Raw genomic sequence first — 18,137 nt, 5'->3', positions numbered from 1 at the left:
ATGAAATATAGAAAGTTAGGTAATACGGATTTATCCGTTAGTGAGTTAAGCTTTGGAACCTGGGCCATTGGTGGCGCTTGGGGGAAAGTAAATGATGAGGAATCATTAAAAGGATTACAGGTTGCTATGGATGCGGGGGTAAACTTCTTTGATACCGCTGACGTCTATGGGGATGGACATAGTGAAGAGCTCCTTGCTACAGCGACAAAGGGTAAAGAAGATAAGATTCATATAGCTACGAAGTTCTGTCGAGCTGGGGATATTCATGATCCTTACACGTATTCAAAAGAAAAGGTAAGAGAATATTGTGAGGCTAGCTTAAAACGTTTAAATCGTGAATCTATTGATTTATATCAAGTACATTGTCCTCCTTTTGATATCATCAAACAAGGTGAGGTTTTTGAGGTCCTTGAGGATTTGAAAAAAGAAGGAAAGATTAGGTACTACGGTGTAAGTGTTGAAACAGTTGAAGAGGGATTGTATGTTGTCAATGAAACGAATGCTAGTGCCATTCAGGTCATTTTCAATCTGTTTAGACAAAAGCCGTTAGAGGAGCTTCTTCCATTAGCTGCAAAGAAGGATGTAGGTATTCTTGTGCGACTTCCACTTGCTAGTGGCTTATTAACGGGGAAATTTACAACTCAATCAACCTTTGAAGAGGATGACCATCGTAAATTTAATCGAAATGGAGAAGCATTCAATGTAGGGGAGACCTTTGCCGGGCTTGAATTTGAACGTGGTGTGAAGCTTAGTCAAGATCTTTCATGGATTGCCAATGATAGAGGGAATATGACGAGAGCCGCACTTCGTTGGATTATCGATCAGCCAGAGGTTAGCTGTGTCATTCCTGGATTTAGAAATGTGAAGCAGGTAGAGGATAATCTTGGTGCACTTGATGTTCCTTCTTTTTCAACAAGTGAGCTTGAAAAAATAAGGGACTTCTACAAGAAAGAAGTTCACGATTCTATCCGTGGTGTCTATTAGAAATATAAGACGAGGGCAAGTTGCATATGCAGCTTGCCCTCCTTTTTATTTTATTTAGTTACTAAAGAATATTGTTGAATCAGACTTTCTAGCTCACTAAGAAAATGATTATACTCCTTGGAAAGCTTCGTGGTTAATGTTAATAGACTGCTTTCAATTAAGACCATTCTAGGGTTTTGGGAATGGAGGAGTTCCTCATGTAGGAAATCGATTAACTCCGTATACTTTGATTCTTTACCAGAAAGAATAAGTTCCTTTTTTAAATCTAATAAAACAGCTCTTAACTTTTGTGTTGGTAACTCCGTTTCTTGAACCTTGTTTGGCAACCATTTATTTAATAAGTTTGGTGGAAATAAAGCTTGATCCGTATTTTGGTATTGTTTAATAATCGTAGAAATTCTTTCAAAACTATAGTGCACCACTGATTGTGGATTAGACTCTATACCATAAGCTTTTGTGAAAAATTTCAAGTTGGACTGTAGAATACCCATGAACATAATGGCGCTGTCGAGAAGGAATTCCTTCTTGTCCTTTCCAAAGATATCTCCAAGTCTGCTATGCAGCCACTCTAAGTTTTTAAGTTGTCCTTCCTTTAGGAACAGGCTCAGCTCCTCGTCTTTCGAAACAAATATTTCTTCGAATAGTGAAATTAAATGATTCGTCCGGTTCGTTCTGATGATTAGCTCAACCTGTTGAATAAAGATTTCTTGATTAGACGGGCTCTGCCCAATCAGCAATTCGTTACGCTCCACTTCCATCTCTTGATAAATCGCTTTGAGTAGGGCGATGAGTAGCTCATTCTTGGAGGAAAAGTAATTATAAAATGTTCCCTTTGATATTCCGCTGTAATCTAAAATGTCTTGAATGGATGTATTCTGAAACCCTTTTTCTACGAATAACTGATGAGCCATTTTCATGACATGTTGCTTCCGATTATTCAATTCTTCACCTTCTCCCTAACTCTCTATATTCAAATCGTATCGTATATTTTATTTTTGTACATACTCTTCCTAATTTTTCTGATTGAAATTAATCCTTCTTTAGTATAAGATAAGATTCGTTATAATAACAGTATAAAAAAATATACTAACGGTATAAAGAGAGGGAATGACATGGGAAATTCCATAAAAGAAACTGTACGCCCACCATACGGTATGATAGCTATATTAATGATTGGCGCGTTTATTGCATTTTTAAATAACACCTTACTAAATATTGCTTTACCGTCTATTATGGCTGATTTAAAAGTAGATCCCCCCGTTGTACAATGGTTAACAACGGGTTATATGCTAGTGAACGGTATACTAATCCCAACTACGGCTTTCTTAATTCAGAAATTCTCGACTCGCCGTTTATTCCTCACGGCTATGGGGTTATTTACATTAGGTACGATTTTAGCAGGGATGGCTGAAATTTTTCCGATTCTACTGGCTGGTAGAATGATTCAAGCGTCTGGTTCTGCCATTATGATGCCTCTTTTAATGAATGTCATGCTAGTGAGTTTTCCTATCGAAAAGAGAGGAACAGCAATGGGGGTATTTGGCCTCATTTTAATGGGAGCACCTGCAATAGGGCCTACTCTGTCAGGGTGGTTAATTGAACATTATGATTGGAGAATGCTGTTTCACTTTGTGACACCTATTGCCGTTTTCGTTTTTATTGCTGGATTTATTTTCTTAAAAGACAAGAAGGACAAAGTAGACCTTCGCCTAGATTTTGTATCGGTTCTTTTATCAAGTATAGGGTTTGGTGGTATGTTATATGGGTTCAGTACAGCTGGTAAAGAAGGCTGGTCAGATCCACAGGTGTACGGAACGATTACAATTGGGGTTATTTCTTTAGTAACCTTTATTGTTCGTCAAATTAAACAAGATAAACCAATGCTTAATTTTAAAATCTTTAAATACCCGATGTATGCTTTATCAATTACAATTTCAATGGTTGTGACAATGGCAATGTTTTCAGCGATGCTATTAACGCCTATGTATGTGCAAACAATTAGAGGTATTTCACCACTGGATGCAGGATTAATGATGCTTCCAGGAGCAATTTTAATGGCACTCATGTCTCCTATAACAGGAAGATTGTTTGATAAGTACGGCGGACGTGTCCTTGCCATTATTGGCTTAACCATTACTACGGTTACGAGCTATTATTTTAGTCAATTATCGATGGAGACAACATACACGTATTTAATTGTTTTATATTCAGTCCGGATGTTTGGGATGTCATTAGTCATGATGCCTGTTTCAACGAACGGATTAAATCAATTACCTAAACGCTATTATCCTCATGGAACAGCGATGAATAATACACTACAACAGGTCTCTGGGGCCATTGGAACAGCTTTATTAGTCACCATCATGTCGAATCGTACGGCTACGTATGCAACTGACATGACGGCTGAGGCCATGAAAGGTATTGTTGGACAGCCAACAGAAGCAGCTCTTGCAGAGATGCAGCAGCAGATTCTAATGAAGGCAATGCTAGAAGGAATTAATGATGCATTCTTTGTGACAGTGTTTATTTCTGCAGTTGCTCTAATTCTTGCTTTCTTTATTAAGAGAGCCACTGAAGCTGAAGATACGTTAGAGGAAGTTCGTCTAACTCCAACGGTTCAGCCTAAATTAGCGGAAAACTAATTTTATTCTGTAATGATCCCCACTTATTAAAATAAACGGTTCCGTTTCTGCAGAGAAACATACGAATAGAGCATACTAATTAGCAGACCAAATCGCATATGATTTGGTCTGCTTCTTTTTCCTTGTATATCAATGTTTATTGGGTATAAACACTTGAATTTGTTTACTAAATCGCACCTTAAATAACATAAAAACAATAGCTGTTGTCAACTTGCTAATTACTATGCTAATTGGTATGTCATTTGCCATATTGATTTAAAAGATCCATCAGTTACTTGTAAACTTATGTTAAATTAACTATATAGTTTGTGAAGGTTTTTCTTAATCTAACTAGGAAGTAGAGTTAAAGAAGGAGGGGAACTGTTTAAAAATGCATAGAAGAAAACGGGTTTTTGACATCATATTCCTCTTATTTGCTATTATCACATTCCTATTGATAATACCTAAATTTGGCTTTTTATCATTATGGACAATAGGTGTATTATTTTGGATTATAGTTGGAGTGCTCATCTTAGTACACAATTTAAGAGGAGTGAATTAGTTATTTAACGAACGTCCCCTTTCTAGAAAAAGAAATAAGAGCAAATAGTCGCTTGGAAAAAACTCCAAGCGTTTTTGTTTTCTATTTCTAATGTTAATTAAGGCGGTTTCGATACTGTGGTGAAAACGTAAAAAACAAGTGAAATAACATACCAAACTGTAGTTATTTTACGCTCTGTTAAAGTACAATATTTATTTTTAGCAGAGTTGATTGAAGTGAAAGGACCGAGACTCCTGCGGGAGCAGCGTGACAGGAGAGACCCCGCAGGCAAAGCCGAGGAGGCTCACCGCACGCCCCGCGGAAAGCGAGAGTCCTGTAACGAAAATCAAACACCAAGGTTAAAAAATAATCTCAGGCAGGATTAGTCCTTTTTAAGTGGAATAATTTAGAATATCACTAACAAGTTGGTACTGACGGGAGAAATCGAGATGAGAATTGGGCTAGCACAAACAAGATTTTCTGCGAAAGCATCAGAGGGATTACAAAATGTAGAGAGCATGATGGTAGAAGCCAGTAAGAAACAATGTGAGTTAATTTGTTTCCCAGAATCAATTATTCCAGGTCTAAGAGGCGTTGGGTATGAAATTGAAGTTTACAACCACACTGTACAAAAACAAGCATTGGATAAAGTATGTAAACTAGCCAATCAGCTAGATCTACATGTCATTCTACCTATGGAGTGGAAAGAACAGGGGAAAATGCATATAGTAGCGTTTGTTATAAATAAAGATGGTGACATTGTAGGTTATCAGACAAAAAACCAAATGGATCCTGAAGAAGATCAATATGGCTATGTACCTGGAAAAGGAAGACTACTATTCGAGGCCGAAGGTGTCAAATTTGGAATTGTTATTTGTCATGAAGGCTGGAGATATCCTGAAACGGTGAGATGGGCTGCAAGAAAAGAAGCAATTATTGTATTTCACCCGCAGTTTACTGGCGAAGTTAACAATCCGGAATTTTATAACCAAGCTATGGTATGCCGGAGTTTGGAGAATAATATCTTTTTTGCTAGTGTCAATTATGCTTTGCCAAATCAACAAAGTACCACCTCGTTAATTTCTCCTACCGGTGAAAGGTTGTTATGTGCGACTTCAAATGAGGAAGAGCTTCTCATATACGATGTAAATCCAGAAGAAGCTTCGTTACAGCTAGCTAAAAGATTTAATCCAACACTATTTTAACCTAGTCGTTAGTATTCTATCTGTTTTTAAATAAGGCTGTTTTCGTAATGATTGTTGCTATGTGAATTGCTTTTGTTAGAACATTGAGTTGATTGGAGCGGAAGGAACTCGACTCCTACAAGGAAAAAGGAAAGAGCTTTTTCTTCGGAGATAGAGGGAAGCGTGAGACCCCGCAGGCGAAGGCGAGGAGGCTCACGTCCCTCCCCGTGGAAAGCGAGTGCCTGTAGCGGAAATCAACGGACTCAATATTAATTTATCTTTTGGTTAAAATAGCAACAAAGTATGAGAAAACAGCCTTAAATAATAAGAAAGTAGTTTGCAATTTACCCTTTTATACATAAACCATAAAAAACGAAGACGTGATTTACACTCTTCGTTTTTTTTACGTTTAATTTGATTATGTCGTAATCTATTTATTAGCCAAGCACTTCGAGTGTTTTCAATCCGTCCAAACCGGTAACTGGAGGAAGGGTTTGTTGAGCAATTGAAGCAATAAATGCATCAATACTATTGGTGGCGTAGCTTTCTAATTCTTGTTGGTTAAAGGTGACCGTTTCTTTCCCTTTTTTAATAATCAGGCAGTTTTCTATGTCAGGGTCAATTTCCATCGTTCCCGATTGACAAAAGAGAACTGTCTTATTGTTTACCCCATTTTTGTATGTCCAGCTAAATGACCCTGTCCCTATTGCCCCTTTTACTGTTCTTATGATACATACCATGTTATCGGCAATGTCAATGGGAGTCCCATCTGTCTTCTTTTTTTCTAATGTCGCTTCAAAGCTTTGAAAATCTACAATGTCATCATCAAGAAGAAAACGAATGAGATCGATTTTATGGACTCCTAAGTCTCCACCTACTCCAAGTCCTGAACGATTTTTATCAAAAAACCAAGTGCCATTTCCTTTAGTTGCTGCCCAGAATTCTGGGCCATGATGACTGAATGTCGTTTGAAAGGTCAGCACTTTTCCGAGGTCACCATTCTCTAGAATTTCCTTTGCCTTTTGATGTGGCGCTAGAAAGCGTTGGTTATGATTCACCATCAGGATTTTACCAGATTCTCTCTGGGTATCAAGTATAGATTTGGCTTCCTCCACACCAATAGCTAAAGGCTTTTCACATAATACATGTTTCCCGTGTTTTAGGGCTGAGGTCGAAATAATGTGATGAGTTTCATTTGAGGAGCAGTCACTAATTGCATCAATTTCATCCGATTCAGTAATCTCCTGGTAGGAGGAAACTGCTTTTCCACCGTATGTAGCGGCTAATTTTTCCGCGCGTTCAGGGTTACGGTCATAAAATGCAACAAGCTCGACATTTGGGTTTTGATCGTAAAGTGGGGCATGATAGCTAGTCGTAATCGATCCACAACCAATGATTCCTACTCTAATTTTTGTCATGACGAAATCCTCCAACTTTTCTATGTAGTATTACTGTTCATTATAATATAAACTCTGGGACTAACCTTCTGTTTTATTGGAATTATTTTTTTCAGGTTTCGAAATAAAAATATAGCATTAACGGGCATAAAAATTTATAATATGAAAGGTGGGTGCTAATATATTTACTTACATTCAATCAATGAACTTATAGAGTGCATGTCTACTTATTTTGAACGGAAACCGGTTTCTTAAATAGCATGTCCAACAAAGATAAAACTCCGAGGGACGTAATATCCCTCGGATTTCTAATGGAAAAGGGTGAACAACATGGGTATAAAACAGAATAAAGATATGGTTAAACCACTAACATTATTTGCTTTAACATGGCCGATTTTTATTGAGTTATTTCTTCACATGCTAATGGGAAGTACGGATACATTTATGCTTTCCCATATTTCTGATGATGCTGTAGCAGCTGTAGGTGTAGCGAATCAGCTGATTTTCTTTACCATACTATTATTCGGTTTTGTTGCAACGGGTACGGCAGTATTAGTTTCTCAATACCTCGGTGCGAAGAAAGTTCTAGAGGCAAAAAATGCTTCAGCAATTTCGGTAACTCTTAATCTTATCTTTGGTATTTTTATTAGTATAGCAGTCGTTACCTTTAGGAATGAATTTTTAAGTCTATTTGACTTAACTGCAGAGATTCAGAACTATGCTAGTCAGTACCTATTAATTGTTGGGGGTACCATTTTTACCCAAGCATTACTGATTACGATTGCTTCCATTCTTCGAGCGAATGGCTTCACTAAGGATGCGATGTTTGTATCGATTACCATGAATGTGATTAATGTCGTGGGTAATGCTCTCTTGATTTATGGATTTTTTGGCTTACCTGAACTAGGCGTTCAAGGGATTGCGATTGCAACAGCAGTAAGTAGAGCCGTTGCGTTACTATTGATTTTCCGTTTGATGTATAGACTATTGCCTATTTCGATAACATTTAAAGATTATTTGAATTTTGATATGAAACAAATTAAGAAGATCTTAAATATTGGAGTACCAGCGGCAGGAGAACAAGCAATCTATAATACTAGTCAAATTGCCATTACGGCAATTATTGCCTTACTTGGTGCGGAGGCTCTAACCACTCGTGTCTATGCCTTTAATATTATGTCTTTTATCTTGCTATTTGGCTTAGCGATGGGACAGGGAACGCAAATTTTAATTGGGCATAAGGTGGGTGCACGCGATTTTGATGGCGCTTATAAACAGCTATTAAAAAGTTTAAAGTCTAGTATTCTCATTACCATTCTAATTGCCATCTTAGTGGCAACCTTCAGAGAATCACTTATGTCGATCTTTACCGATAATAAAGAAATCATCCAGGTTGGTGGATTTCTATTGCTCCTAAGTTTAATCCTTGAACCAGGTAGAACCTTTAATTTAGTCGTCATCAATTCTCTCCGTGCAACAGGAGACGCCAAGTTTCCAGTGTTGATGGCTTTTATTTCAATGTGGGGAATAGGTGTCCCGTTATCTTACTTTCTTGGTATTAAATTAGGACTTGGCCTTGCAGGTGTATGGATTTCCTTTATGGTGGACGAATGGCTCAGAGGAATCATCATGTACTTTAGGTGGAAGAGTCGAGCATGGGAGAAAAAGGTGATGGTTTCTCAAGATGATGATCAGGACCAATTTGAAGATAAAAAACCAGATCTAGTTGGTGTTGATGTATAGAGTCAATTAATAAAAAAGATAAGAGGTCAAATCGGAACGTCGATTTGGCCTCTTGTTTTCCTTCAATTTAACAATCTAATCCTATTATCTGATATAGTAATTCTAAGGGTTGCATCGTCCACTAAATTTAACAACTGAGGTTACTATATGAAATTATATAAACTTAAAAAGCAGTTTAATGGCTATAAAAGAGGAACACAGTTCTACTTGATTAGTGAATCAGAATTTATCGGTATTAAGGAGTTTGTCTTACGAACGACAGATCTAACGAATCGGATCTCAATCAATGAAAAGGAACTTCTAAGCCATTTTACTTTCATAAAAGAAGTAGCAAAAATCAATATTGATCTATAAAGGACCTAACCATAAATCATCATGGTTGGGTCCTTTTTTTACCTTTAGACATGATCAATAAAAGCTGAGAGATGATTACTAGAATGGGTAGCTCCAATAAAGGTCCTATTACTAAAGTTAAGGCAATTAAAGGTTGTTCTGGGAAGGCCGTCATTGCAATGGCCAATGCTACTGGAGAATTTCTAGCTAAAGTAGTTAAGCTTAAACTGACTCGCTCTGAGTTAGAGAACCTCATTAGTTTTCCAATTCTTTGACCAACGAAGAAATTGATGATAAAGAAAAACAGGATAGGAATCGTTATTTTCCAGAGCAAATCTATGTGAGTCATCAATAATTGTCCTTGTGAAGCAAACATTGCTACAATTGCGAGACTTAGGAAAATAATCGGTAAGACGCCGAGTTTGGATATAAGTTGATCTTTTAAAGCTTGCTTACTCCTCAAGCACATTTTTGTCAAGAAAGCTAAGACTAACGGAATGAATAGAACCGTTAAGATACTATTTAGCAGAAATGAAAGCTCAATCAATCCTGTTGTTTCTCCAAATATAAGCAGATAAATAGGTAACAGCAACACCTGTAACATTAAATTGAGAGGTAGGATGGCAGTAGATAATGCAAGGTTTCCTTTTGCGATTCCCGTAAAGATTAAGTACCAATCCGTGCATGGTGTGACCATCAGCATGATAAACCCAATTGTTAATGCTGGTTGATCATGTAAAAATATCAATGCGAGCAACCAAGCTAAGATCGGCGTCCAAACAAAGTTAATGATGACAGACGAGTAGGTAAACCTGATGTTTTTAAAAGCCTTTTTTATTTCTTCAATAGGAATTTGTAAAAACGTAATAAATAGCATAGCCATTAATAAAGGCACAATTAAGCTTTCTGCATGAGTACTGATTAGACTTACTTGCCCTAAACTTATTCCGATGATAACGGCTAAGAAAATAATAAACGTATATAATTTCTCAATAATGTTCAATGTGTATTCACACCTTGCAAATTTAGACTTCTTTCATTTTATCATAACGGCTGTTTTGGCCTAACTCTAAGAGAAATAATCCTTCAAAAAACAGCCTCTCATATTCAATAGACGGAAAAACTTCCCTTAATTAGCAAATAGGTTTGAAATTTGCTGAAATAGGCGGAGATATTCCGCCTATTGACTCAAAAAACATAAAAATGAGGGAGTTTACTTGGTGTAACCGGAAATCCTCCCCTTATTTAACCCGAAAACGTCTCCATTTTGAACTTAGACGGAAAAACTCCGCTTATTTACTTTCGCTTGTTACTTAATTAAGGACAGACTTTTATCAGAGAGGCACTATTTTAATTTCACGCCCATTAAGTTAAGTAAGGTAAGGGGTTGACCTATTATACCTTCATTTCAGCATGTGTAATTTGTTCTGTTTCGATTTGGAAGGTAGTGTGTTCTAGGTTAAAGGAATGTTTCATTTTATTAATGGCTTGCTGAAGAATTGCTTGATGATCGTTTGAATCTTCGATAACAATATGACAGCTTAGTGAATCTAGGCCAGAAGTGATCGTCCAGATATGCAGGTCATGTACATCGATTACTCCCTCAATACTTTCTAAGGCTATTTTGATTTCACTGTGGTTAATACGACTAGGTGTCCCCTCCATTAGAATGTGAATCGAATGTTTAATCACACCCCATGCACTTTTTAGAATGAGCAAAGAAACAATAACGGAAATTATGGAATCTGCAATAAACCATCCGAACAATAGCATTACCAACCCGGCTAGGATGGCACCAATAGAACCTAACGCATCACCAAGTATGTGGAGATAAGCACTTCGTAGATTCACGTTGTTTTTTACATCGCCTTTTCTCATTAAGGCCCATGCACTTATTAGGTTTGCAAATAATCCAATAGAAGCAATTAACATCATCGAGCCACTAGCGACAACAGGTGGATCGAGGACCCTCTGATAGGCCTCCCAAACAATAAAGCCGGCAATGAGAAAAAGAGTAACCCCATTAAGCAGTGCAGCTAAAATTTCAAATCGATAAAAGCCAAATGTTTTGTTTGGAGAAGGTGGTTTAGCTGCAAACCACATTGCTACTAAACTTAATAATAGGGAGCTGGCATCACTTAACATATGGCCTGAATCAGATAATAAGGCCAGGCTGTTGGTGAATAACCCTCCAAAGAATTCAAGAAGCATAATACTAACCGTTATGAGTAAAGCAATCGTTAATCCCTTTTTATTTCCTTCTCTCGTTTCTTCAAAATGGTGGTGGTGATCATGGTGATGTCCATGATGATGATGATGATGGTGTCCCATTTTAAGTTCGCCTCCTAGTCATGTTGTATATGATGAATGACTTGCTGCAAAATCGAGATTACATGGTCATCGTCATATGTATAAAAGAAGGTATTTCCGACACGATTGTATTTGACAAGCCTGAGATTCCTTAATGTACTTAATTGGTGCGAAACAGCCGACTGGGACATTTCTAATACTTCACAAATATGATTAACTGAACATTCCTCCTGAGATAGGAGGTATAAAATTTTAATACGAGTTGGATCACCTAATGCTTTAAATATTCGAGATGCCTCGTCAACTGTGGGTTGAGATAAAAAGGAATGATCTTTTTGTTCCATCTAAATTCCTCACTTTCTTTGGTCTATCTATATGAACATATGCTCATATAGATATTATATGCCAGAAAGGGGATGGTGTTAATATAAACGATGTTTTTTTATTTCTAACATAGAAATAGGGTGAAAAAATAGCGGCCTTGTGTTCCTAAGTAGGAATGAACAAGACCGCTTTATAATTTTAATACTATTGTTATTTTATTAACCCTAATGATTTAAGTCCATTAAATATCCCGTCATTCTCAACATCCGTTGTCTTATGTTTTGCATATTGAAGTAGATCAGAATGGCAGTTGCCCATTGCAAATCCATGGCCAACCGTCATTAACATCTCTTTATCATTCATCCCGTCACCAAATGCAATCGTACTCTCTACAGGTATGTCCAATCGTTTTAAGACAGCCTGGACAGCCACTCCTTTATTAACTCGTTGCCTAATGACGTCCAAGCAGTTCGTAAGTCCTGCAACATTTACTATCGTAAAATGAATGTCTTTAAAATCATCCTGATAATGGGTGACAGCTTCTTCTTTCTCTGTAATGATGGTAATGCCTAACACGTCCTCATGAATGGAAGAGTCATATTCTGCATTCAGCTTTAGATGGAATGTTTCAATAAATTGCTTCACAATATCGGCTTCTAATGAACTGAATACATTTTTTTCATGAGTGTAAAAAACGAGATGATGTTCATTCGCTTTTGCTATCTCGATAAGTTGATCGATGTCACGACCTGGCATGGTTTCCTTAAATACCTCTTGGCCTTCATAAATTGCGTAAGCTCCGTTATATGCAATAAACGAACTAATATTTAACTCCCTGCCTAACTCCTTTATTTCATGTAAGGGGCGCCCTGTTGCTAAAAAAACTTCAATTCCCTGTTCCTGTAATTGTTTAATTGCGTTCCGTGTAGAATCCTGAATCGTGTGGTCAGGTTGTAAAATTGTTCCGTCAATATCTAAGAAGACGATTTTATAGGCTGACATTCGTTAACACCTTTCTAATCTAATTTTTATTAAATACATGATAATAGTGCCATTTTATCAGAATGAGTAGGTAAATTGATAGCCTACAGAATTTTAAATGAAAGGTGGAAATGCTACTCTTTTTAATTATGACAACATTGTGAATGACAAAATACGTTTTTCTTTAAATTGAAAACGCTTTAAATCAGACTTATGATAATTATAGAAATCATGTTTAATACGTTTTTATAAAGGAGTAAATACTAACAACTACTTAATAGTTGAAAGGAGAATGAAAAATGTCAAATCAAAATGAAGGACAAAAGCCAGATTTTCGAGTCAAGATTCAGCGCTTTGGAAGTCATTTAAGCGGCATGATTATGCCGAACATTGGAGCTTTTATTGCTTGGGGGATCATTACAGCATTATTTATCCCAACTGGATGGACTCCAAATGAAGAGCTGGCTGAGTTAGTAGGACCAATGATTACGTACCTATTACCATTATTAATTGCTTATACAGGTGGTAAGATGGTATATGATGTGCGAGGAGGAGTTGTCGGTGCAACCGCAACAATGGGGGTTATCGTTGGTTCATCGATCCCAATGTTCTTAGGCGCAATGATTATGGGTCCTCTTGGAGGATACTTAATTAAGAAATTTGATAAAGTCATTCAGCCTAGAGTAAGACAAGGTTTTGAAATGCTTGTTAATAACTTTTCAGCAGGTATCTTAGCTGGTCTATTAACAATCATTGCATTTTACACAATTGGACCTGTAGTAGAAGGATTGAATAATGTTCTAGCAGCTGGAGTAGAAGTAATTGTTAATGCTGGCTTATTACCATTAGCGAATATCTTTATAGAACCAGCAAAGGTATTATTCTTAAATAACGCAATCAATCATGGAATTTTAAGTCCATTAGGGGCTAAAGAAGCAGCTGAGGCTGGAAAATCAATTTTATTCTTGCTTGAAACAAACCCTGGACCAGGTCTTGGAATTTTATTAGCATTCTTAGTCTTTGGAAAAGGAACTGCCCGTCAAACATCTGGTGGAGCAGCCATCATCCATTTCTTTGGTGGGATTCATGAAATTTACTTCCCGTATATCCTTATGAAGCCACTATTAATTTTAGCAGCGATTGCTGGGGGAGTTAGTGGAGTATTTACTTTCACATTATTTAATGTTGGATTAGTAGCACCACCATCACCAGGTAGTATTTTTGCTCTATTAGCTATGACACCTAAAGGTGGAGGTCATGTTGGCGTATTACTAGGAGTATTAGTAGCAGCAGCTGTTTCATTTGCTGTAGCCGCGTTAATCTTAAAAGCAAGCAAGAAGGATGAAGAAGAGGATATTTCAGGTGCAGCAGCAAAAATGCAAGAAATGAAGGGTAAAAAGAGTGCTGTAGCTGGAAGCTTTGAAGCTAAATCTGAAGGATTTGATCCTAAGAATGTAAACAAAATCATCTTTGCTTGTGATGCAGGAATGGGCTCTAGTGCAATGGGTGCATCCATCTTAAAGAATAAAGCAAAGAAGGCTGGATTGGATTTAGATATTACCAATACTTCAATTAGCAATATTCCAAGCGATGCTGATGTCATTATTACGCATAAGGATCTAACACCACGTGCTAAAGATAAATTACCAACTGCGCATCACATTTCAGTAGAAAATTTCTTAAATAGTCCTAAATACGATGAGCTTATTGATCAGCTTAAATAAACAACAAAAAGATTGACTCTTTCCGGGTCAATCTTTTTTGTATCGTGTATTACTTTTACAAAGAAGGGAATATTCAAATTAAGAATTCCGTAATTATATTTAAATAATGGCAACAAGTCTAATGACGAAATTATACCTTCTATCTATTGAAGACAATTGATGTAACCCCTAAAATTGTAAGTGTAAGGTGAATCTGTAATTTTGGTTTTGGCAGTAACTTTTGTTGATTATCATTTAAGTATGTTAACCTGACTGATGGAGTGGTTCCATGTATATATCGGCAAGAGAACGGAAAATCCTTGAGCTTTTACTAATCAATAACGATGAAGTCACGGTAAAGGAATTGGCAGATGAACTGGATGTTAGTCCGCGAACAGTCCACCGCGATTTAAAAGGGGTAGAGAAATTAGTAAAAGACCAAGGACTGGAGTTAAATAAAAAATCAGGTATAGGTATTCAGGTTATTGGTACAAAAGAACTGAAGGAAAAACTCCAGCTGTATCTATATAATCTTTCCCATAATGAATATACTCCCGAAGAGCGCCAAACGATGATCCTATCTGAGTTACTTTACTCGCATGAACCGATTAAGCTATTGGCAATTGCTAATGATTTGAATGTGACGATCGCGACTATCAGTAATGACCTAAATAAAGTAGAGGAACGTTTAGCTCCATTTCAGCTCTCTCTCATTAGAAAAAGAGGGTATGGTGTAGAAGTAGTTGGTTCGGAATCAGCTAAGCGAAAAGCAATGAGCAATCTCATTAGTGAGAATATTGATGAATTCGAGCTCCTTTCGTTTATCAAAGAGAATATTCAAAAGAAATCATCTCAATCTATTGATACCATTACTGACCGTTTGTTAGGGTTAGTTGATAAAAAAAAGCTACTTATTATTGAAAAGCAAATTGATGATATAAAAAATGAATTACCATACTCTATAGCAGATAGCTCCTATATTGGATTGGTGGTTCACTTGGCACTTGCCATTGAGCGAATACAACATGGGGAAGATATTAATTTTGATGAAGAGTATCTGAATAGTCTGAAGCCAACTAAGGAATACAAAGCGGCGGAGAAAATCGTCAAGGGACTTGAAGAGATTTTTCGACTTACGATTTCAACAGGAGAAATTGGATATATTACGATGCACCTAATGGGGGCGAAGCTTCGAAATGAGCATGATGATCTTTTGGAGGATTCTAGTCTCCAAGTAGGCATCATCGCACAGCAATTCATTCGTTTTGTAAGTGATGAAATTAATTATGATTTAACGAGAAATTTGTCACTATTTCAAGGGCTGGTTGCTCATTTAAGACCTGCGTTATATCGGATTCGTCAAAATATGGGAATCTCTAATCCGTTATTAGGAAAAATAGAAAAGGATTATCCTGAGATGTTCTTACTGCTTTCAAATGCTGTACAGGTCATTCTACCTGATTTGCGGATTCCTAAAGAGGAAATTGGGTACCTAGTGATGCATTTTGCTTCAGCTCTATTACATAAAGAAGAGGAAAAAGAGCTGAAAACCTTGGTAGTTTGCTCGAGTGGAATTGGTACATCCAAAATATTATCTTCAAAGCTTGAGCAACAAATTTCAGGGATTAAAACAAAAAATGCTTCATTATTTGATTTATCTCATTTAGATATTAGTCAATATGATGCCATTATTTCAACCGTCCCTCTTAAGGATTTTAAGAAGGACTACCTAGTTGTAAGCCCTTTGTTATCAAATGATGAAATTAGCAGAGTAAAGCATTTTTTACTAGGTCAACAACAAGAAGGTAGTGGAGGGCGCACAGCACGACAAGAGAGTGGGAGAAACATGGTTGATCACCAGACTTTTCTTCTTCAGATGAAGAGAATAAGTCAGTATTCATTGGTAATCAATCAAGTGTTAGGTAGCTTTTTCATAGAAGAAGTAACAGAAGGGCTAACAATAAAAGAGATTTTAATGAGGAAGTGCAGAAGTCTTGAAGAAGGTATGAAGGTTCATGATGCTAAAGTCCTTGTTCAAGAGCTTTTTGAGCGTGAAGAGTTAGGTGGACTTGGAATACCTGGTACAACAATGGCGCTCTATCATACTCGAAGTGATCAAGTAAACGATCCAAGTTTTACAATGATTAGGCTAAAGGAACGTGTTTCAGTAAAAGCTATGGATGGGTCGAACGTCTGCATGGGCACTGTCTTACTGATGCTTTCTCCTAAAAAAGTTAGTGAGGAAGGATTAGAAATACTAAGCGCTATAAGCTCTCTCATCATTCGTGATCAAGAGGTAATCAACCAATTTGAAACAGGTAGTGAAAAAGCGATCGCTAATCTTTTGGCAACAGAATTAAAAGAAATTTATGATAAAAAAAAGTGAGGAGTTTTTAAGATGACAAAACAAATTTTAGCAGCTGAAAATATACAATTAGATGCAAGTTTTACAACGAAAGAGGAAGCAATTCGTGCAACTGGGCAAATTTTAGTTGATGGCGGTTATGTTGAGGCATCATATGTTGAAAAAATGTTAGAGCGTGAAGAACTTACTTCTACATACATGGGGAATTATGTGGCGATTCCACATGGTACAGAGGATGCGAAAAAGTCTGTAAATACATCTGGATTATCAATTATCCAGGTCCCTTCTGGAGTTGATTTTGGAGATGGGAATATTGTGAAGGTATTAATCGGTATTGCTGGTAAAGACGGTGAGCACCTAGATATTCTATCGCAAATTGCGATTGTATGCTCAGAAGAGGAAAATATTGAAAAGATTGTTGGTGCAGACTCAGCAGAAGAAATAATTGGCTTATTTTCCGAGGTGAATTAAATGTTAGCTGTCCATTTTGGAGCTGGAAATATTGGAAGAGGTTTTATTGGTAGCCTTCTGTCTCAGGCAGGCTATGAGGTTTGTTTTGTAGATGTAAATGCAGAAATGGTGAATCTGCTTAATGAAAAAAAGGAATACAAAGTTGTGTTAGCAGCGGAAGATCGTCATGAATTACTTGTGCGTAATGTGAGAGCAATCAATAGCATCGAGAATCCGGAACAAGTTGTGGAGGCAATCGCTAATGCTGACCTCGTTACTACTGCAGTAGGTCCTAATATTTTACCGATTATTTCTAAAGCAATCTCAAGTGGTCTTCAAAAGAGGGCTGAACAATCAAAACAACCATTGAATATTATCGCATGCGAAAATATGATTGGCGGAAGTGCATTCTTAAAGGAAAAGGTATATGAGCAATTACAAGACGGGGACCGATCTCGTTTTGATGAACTGTATGCTTTTCCGAATGCGGCTGTTGACCGGATTGTACCTCTACAAACAAACGAGGATAAGCTGATGGTCATGGTAGAGCCATTTTATGAATGGGTTGTCGATCGTTCTAGCATGATTGGAGAGGTACCTACGATCGAGGGTGTTACACTTGTAGATGACCTAACTCCTTATATTGAAAGAAAGCTATTTACCGTTAATACGGGCCATGCTGTTGCAGCCTATGTGGGTTATCAGGCTGGGCTAGCGACAATTAAGGATGCAATGGAAAATGAGGGTGTGCTTGAAGTAGTAAAGGGAGCACTCAGTGAATCGGGTTCAGTGTTAATAAAGAAATATGGTTTTAACAAAAATGAGCATCTAAAGTACGTTGAAAAAATTATAAGCCGATTTATGAATCCGTACATCAATGATGAAATTCCAAGAGTAGCAAGAGGACCGATTCGAAAGCTTGGACCTAAAGATCGATTAATTAGCCCAGCTTCCCAGTATTATGAGTATGTAGAAGGTGAACCGGTTCATTTGGCAAAGGGAATTGCAGCCGCTCTAAAATATGATGTTAGTGAAGATGAAGAGGCCGTTACTCTGCAAGCGAAGGTCAAGGAAAGCGGAGTTGAAGGAGCTTTAAAAGAAATAAGTGGTCTAGATTCTAATCATTCACTACTTCAATTAATTCTAAAGGAAATATAATGTATAGTAGTGCATATAAATATGTAAATTGAATCTTTTAAAA

General features: G+C 37.1%; 15 protein-coding genes. 9 read left to right on the top strand and 6 right to left on the bottom strand.

What is annotated here, in order from left to right; genetic code table 11:
• Positions 1-984 (top strand): aldo/keto reductase, encoded by a 984-nt coding sequence (locus tag M1D60_RS17995; RefSeq protein ID WP_456276209.1) that lies wholly within the window; start codon positions 1-3, stop codon positions 982-984.
• Positions 985-1,034: 50 nt separating this feature from the next.
• Here the strand turns inward: M1D60_RS17995 and M1D60_RS17990 are convergent, their stop codons facing one another.
• Positions 1,035-1,925: a TetR/AcrR family transcriptional regulator gene (locus M1D60_RS17990; protein WP_456276208.1), complete on the bottom strand. Its 891-nt coding sequence runs from the start codon at positions 1,923-1,925 to the stop codon at positions 1,035-1,037.
• A 171-nt stretch (positions 1,926-2,096) separates the two neighbouring features.
• Between M1D60_RS17990 and M1D60_RS17985 the strand changes: the two genes are divergently transcribed.
• Together M1D60_RS17985 and M1D60_RS17980 are read left to right on the top strand one after the other, a co-directional pair.
• Entirely contained in the window at positions 2,097-3,626 is a 1,530-nt protein-coding gene (locus M1D60_RS17985) for a DHA2 family efflux MFS transporter permease subunit (protein WP_456276207.1), read from the top strand.
• A 969-nt stretch (positions 3,627-4,595) separates the two neighbouring features.
• On the top strand, positions 4,596-5,351 hold the full coding sequence (locus M1D60_RS17980; protein ID WP_456276206.1) for a carbon-nitrogen hydrolase family protein: 756 nt from the start codon (positions 4,596-4,598) through the stop codon (positions 5,349-5,351).
• Positions 5,352-5,767: 416 nt separating this feature from the next.
• Here the strand turns inward: M1D60_RS17980 and M1D60_RS17975 are convergent, their stop codons facing one another.
• Complete coding sequence (locus M1D60_RS17975; protein ID WP_456276205.1) at positions 5,768-6,748, bottom strand: Gfo/Idh/MocA family protein; 981 nt, start codon at positions 6,746-6,748, stop codon at positions 5,768-5,770.
• A gap of 309 nt (positions 6,749-7,057) precedes the next feature.
• Here M1D60_RS17975 and M1D60_RS17970 point away from each other — a divergent pair, with 309 nt between their 5' ends.
• A complete protein-coding gene (locus M1D60_RS17970) occupies positions 7,058-8,470 on the top strand; it encodes an MATE family efflux transporter (protein WP_456276204.1) in 1,413 nt (470 codons plus the stop codon).
• Between the two features lie 147 nt (positions 8,471-8,617).
• Positions 8,618-8,824: a hypothetical protein gene (locus tag M1D60_RS17965; protein WP_456276203.1), complete on the top strand. Its 207-nt coding sequence runs from the start codon at positions 8,618-8,620 to the stop codon at positions 8,822-8,824.
• A gap of 19 nt (positions 8,825-8,843) precedes the next feature.
• On the opposite strand, the gene M1D60_RS17960 is transcribed toward M1D60_RS17965, so the two are convergent.
• The 4 genes from M1D60_RS17960 to M1D60_RS17945 form a co-directional block, all read right to left on the bottom strand.
• Positions 8,844-9,806 (bottom strand): arsenic resistance protein, encoded by a 963-nt coding sequence (locus tag M1D60_RS17960; protein WP_456276202.1) that lies wholly within the window; start codon positions 9,804-9,806, stop codon positions 8,844-8,846.
• A gap of 392 nt (positions 9,807-10,198) precedes the next feature.
• The gene (locus M1D60_RS17955; protein ID WP_456276201.1) at positions 10,199-11,134 is read right to left on the bottom strand and encodes a cation diffusion facilitator family transporter; all 936 of its coding nucleotides are present in this window, start codon (positions 11,132-11,134) and stop codon (positions 10,199-10,201) included.
• A 14-nt stretch (positions 11,135-11,148) separates the two neighbouring features.
• Positions 11,149-11,457, bottom strand: coding sequence for an ArsR/SmtB family transcription factor (locus M1D60_RS17950; protein ID WP_456276200.1), 309 nt, complete (start codon positions 11,455-11,457; stop codon positions 11,149-11,151).
• Between the two features lie 190 nt (positions 11,458-11,647).
• On the bottom strand, positions 11,648-12,439 hold the full coding sequence (locus M1D60_RS17945; protein WP_456276199.1) for an HAD family hydrolase: 792 nt from the start codon (positions 12,437-12,439) through the stop codon (positions 11,648-11,650).
• A 278-nt stretch (positions 12,440-12,717) separates the two neighbouring features.
• Here M1D60_RS17945 and M1D60_RS17940 point away from each other — a divergent pair, with 278 nt between their 5' ends.
• The 4 genes from M1D60_RS17940 (at position 12,718) to M1D60_RS17925 (ending at position 18,094) form a co-directional block, all read left to right on the top strand.
• Entirely contained in the window at positions 12,718-14,142 is a 1,425-nt protein-coding gene (locus M1D60_RS17940; protein ID WP_456276198.1) for a PTS mannitol transporter subunit IICB, read from the top strand.
• A gap of 268 nt (positions 14,143-14,410) precedes the next feature.
• The gene (locus M1D60_RS17935; RefSeq protein WP_456276197.1) at positions 14,411-16,507 is read left to right on the top strand and encodes a BglG family transcription antiterminator; all 2,097 of its coding nucleotides are present in this window, start codon (positions 14,411-14,413) and stop codon (positions 16,505-16,507) included.
• 12 nt (positions 16,508-16,519) lie between these two features.
• Complete coding sequence (locus M1D60_RS17930) at positions 16,520-16,957, top strand: PTS sugar transporter subunit IIA (RefSeq protein WP_456276196.1); 438 nt, start codon at positions 16,520-16,522, stop codon at positions 16,955-16,957.
• Positions 16,958-18,094: a mannitol-1-phosphate 5-dehydrogenase gene (locus M1D60_RS17925; protein ID WP_456276195.1), complete on the top strand. Its 1,137-nt coding sequence runs from the start codon at positions 16,958-16,960 to the stop codon at positions 18,092-18,094.
• Positions 18,095-18,137 lie beyond the last annotated feature (43 nt).

Source organism: Bacillus sp. AK128, from assembly GCF_053903075.1.
This window is presented reverse-complemented; position numbering and strand designations above follow the sequence as displayed.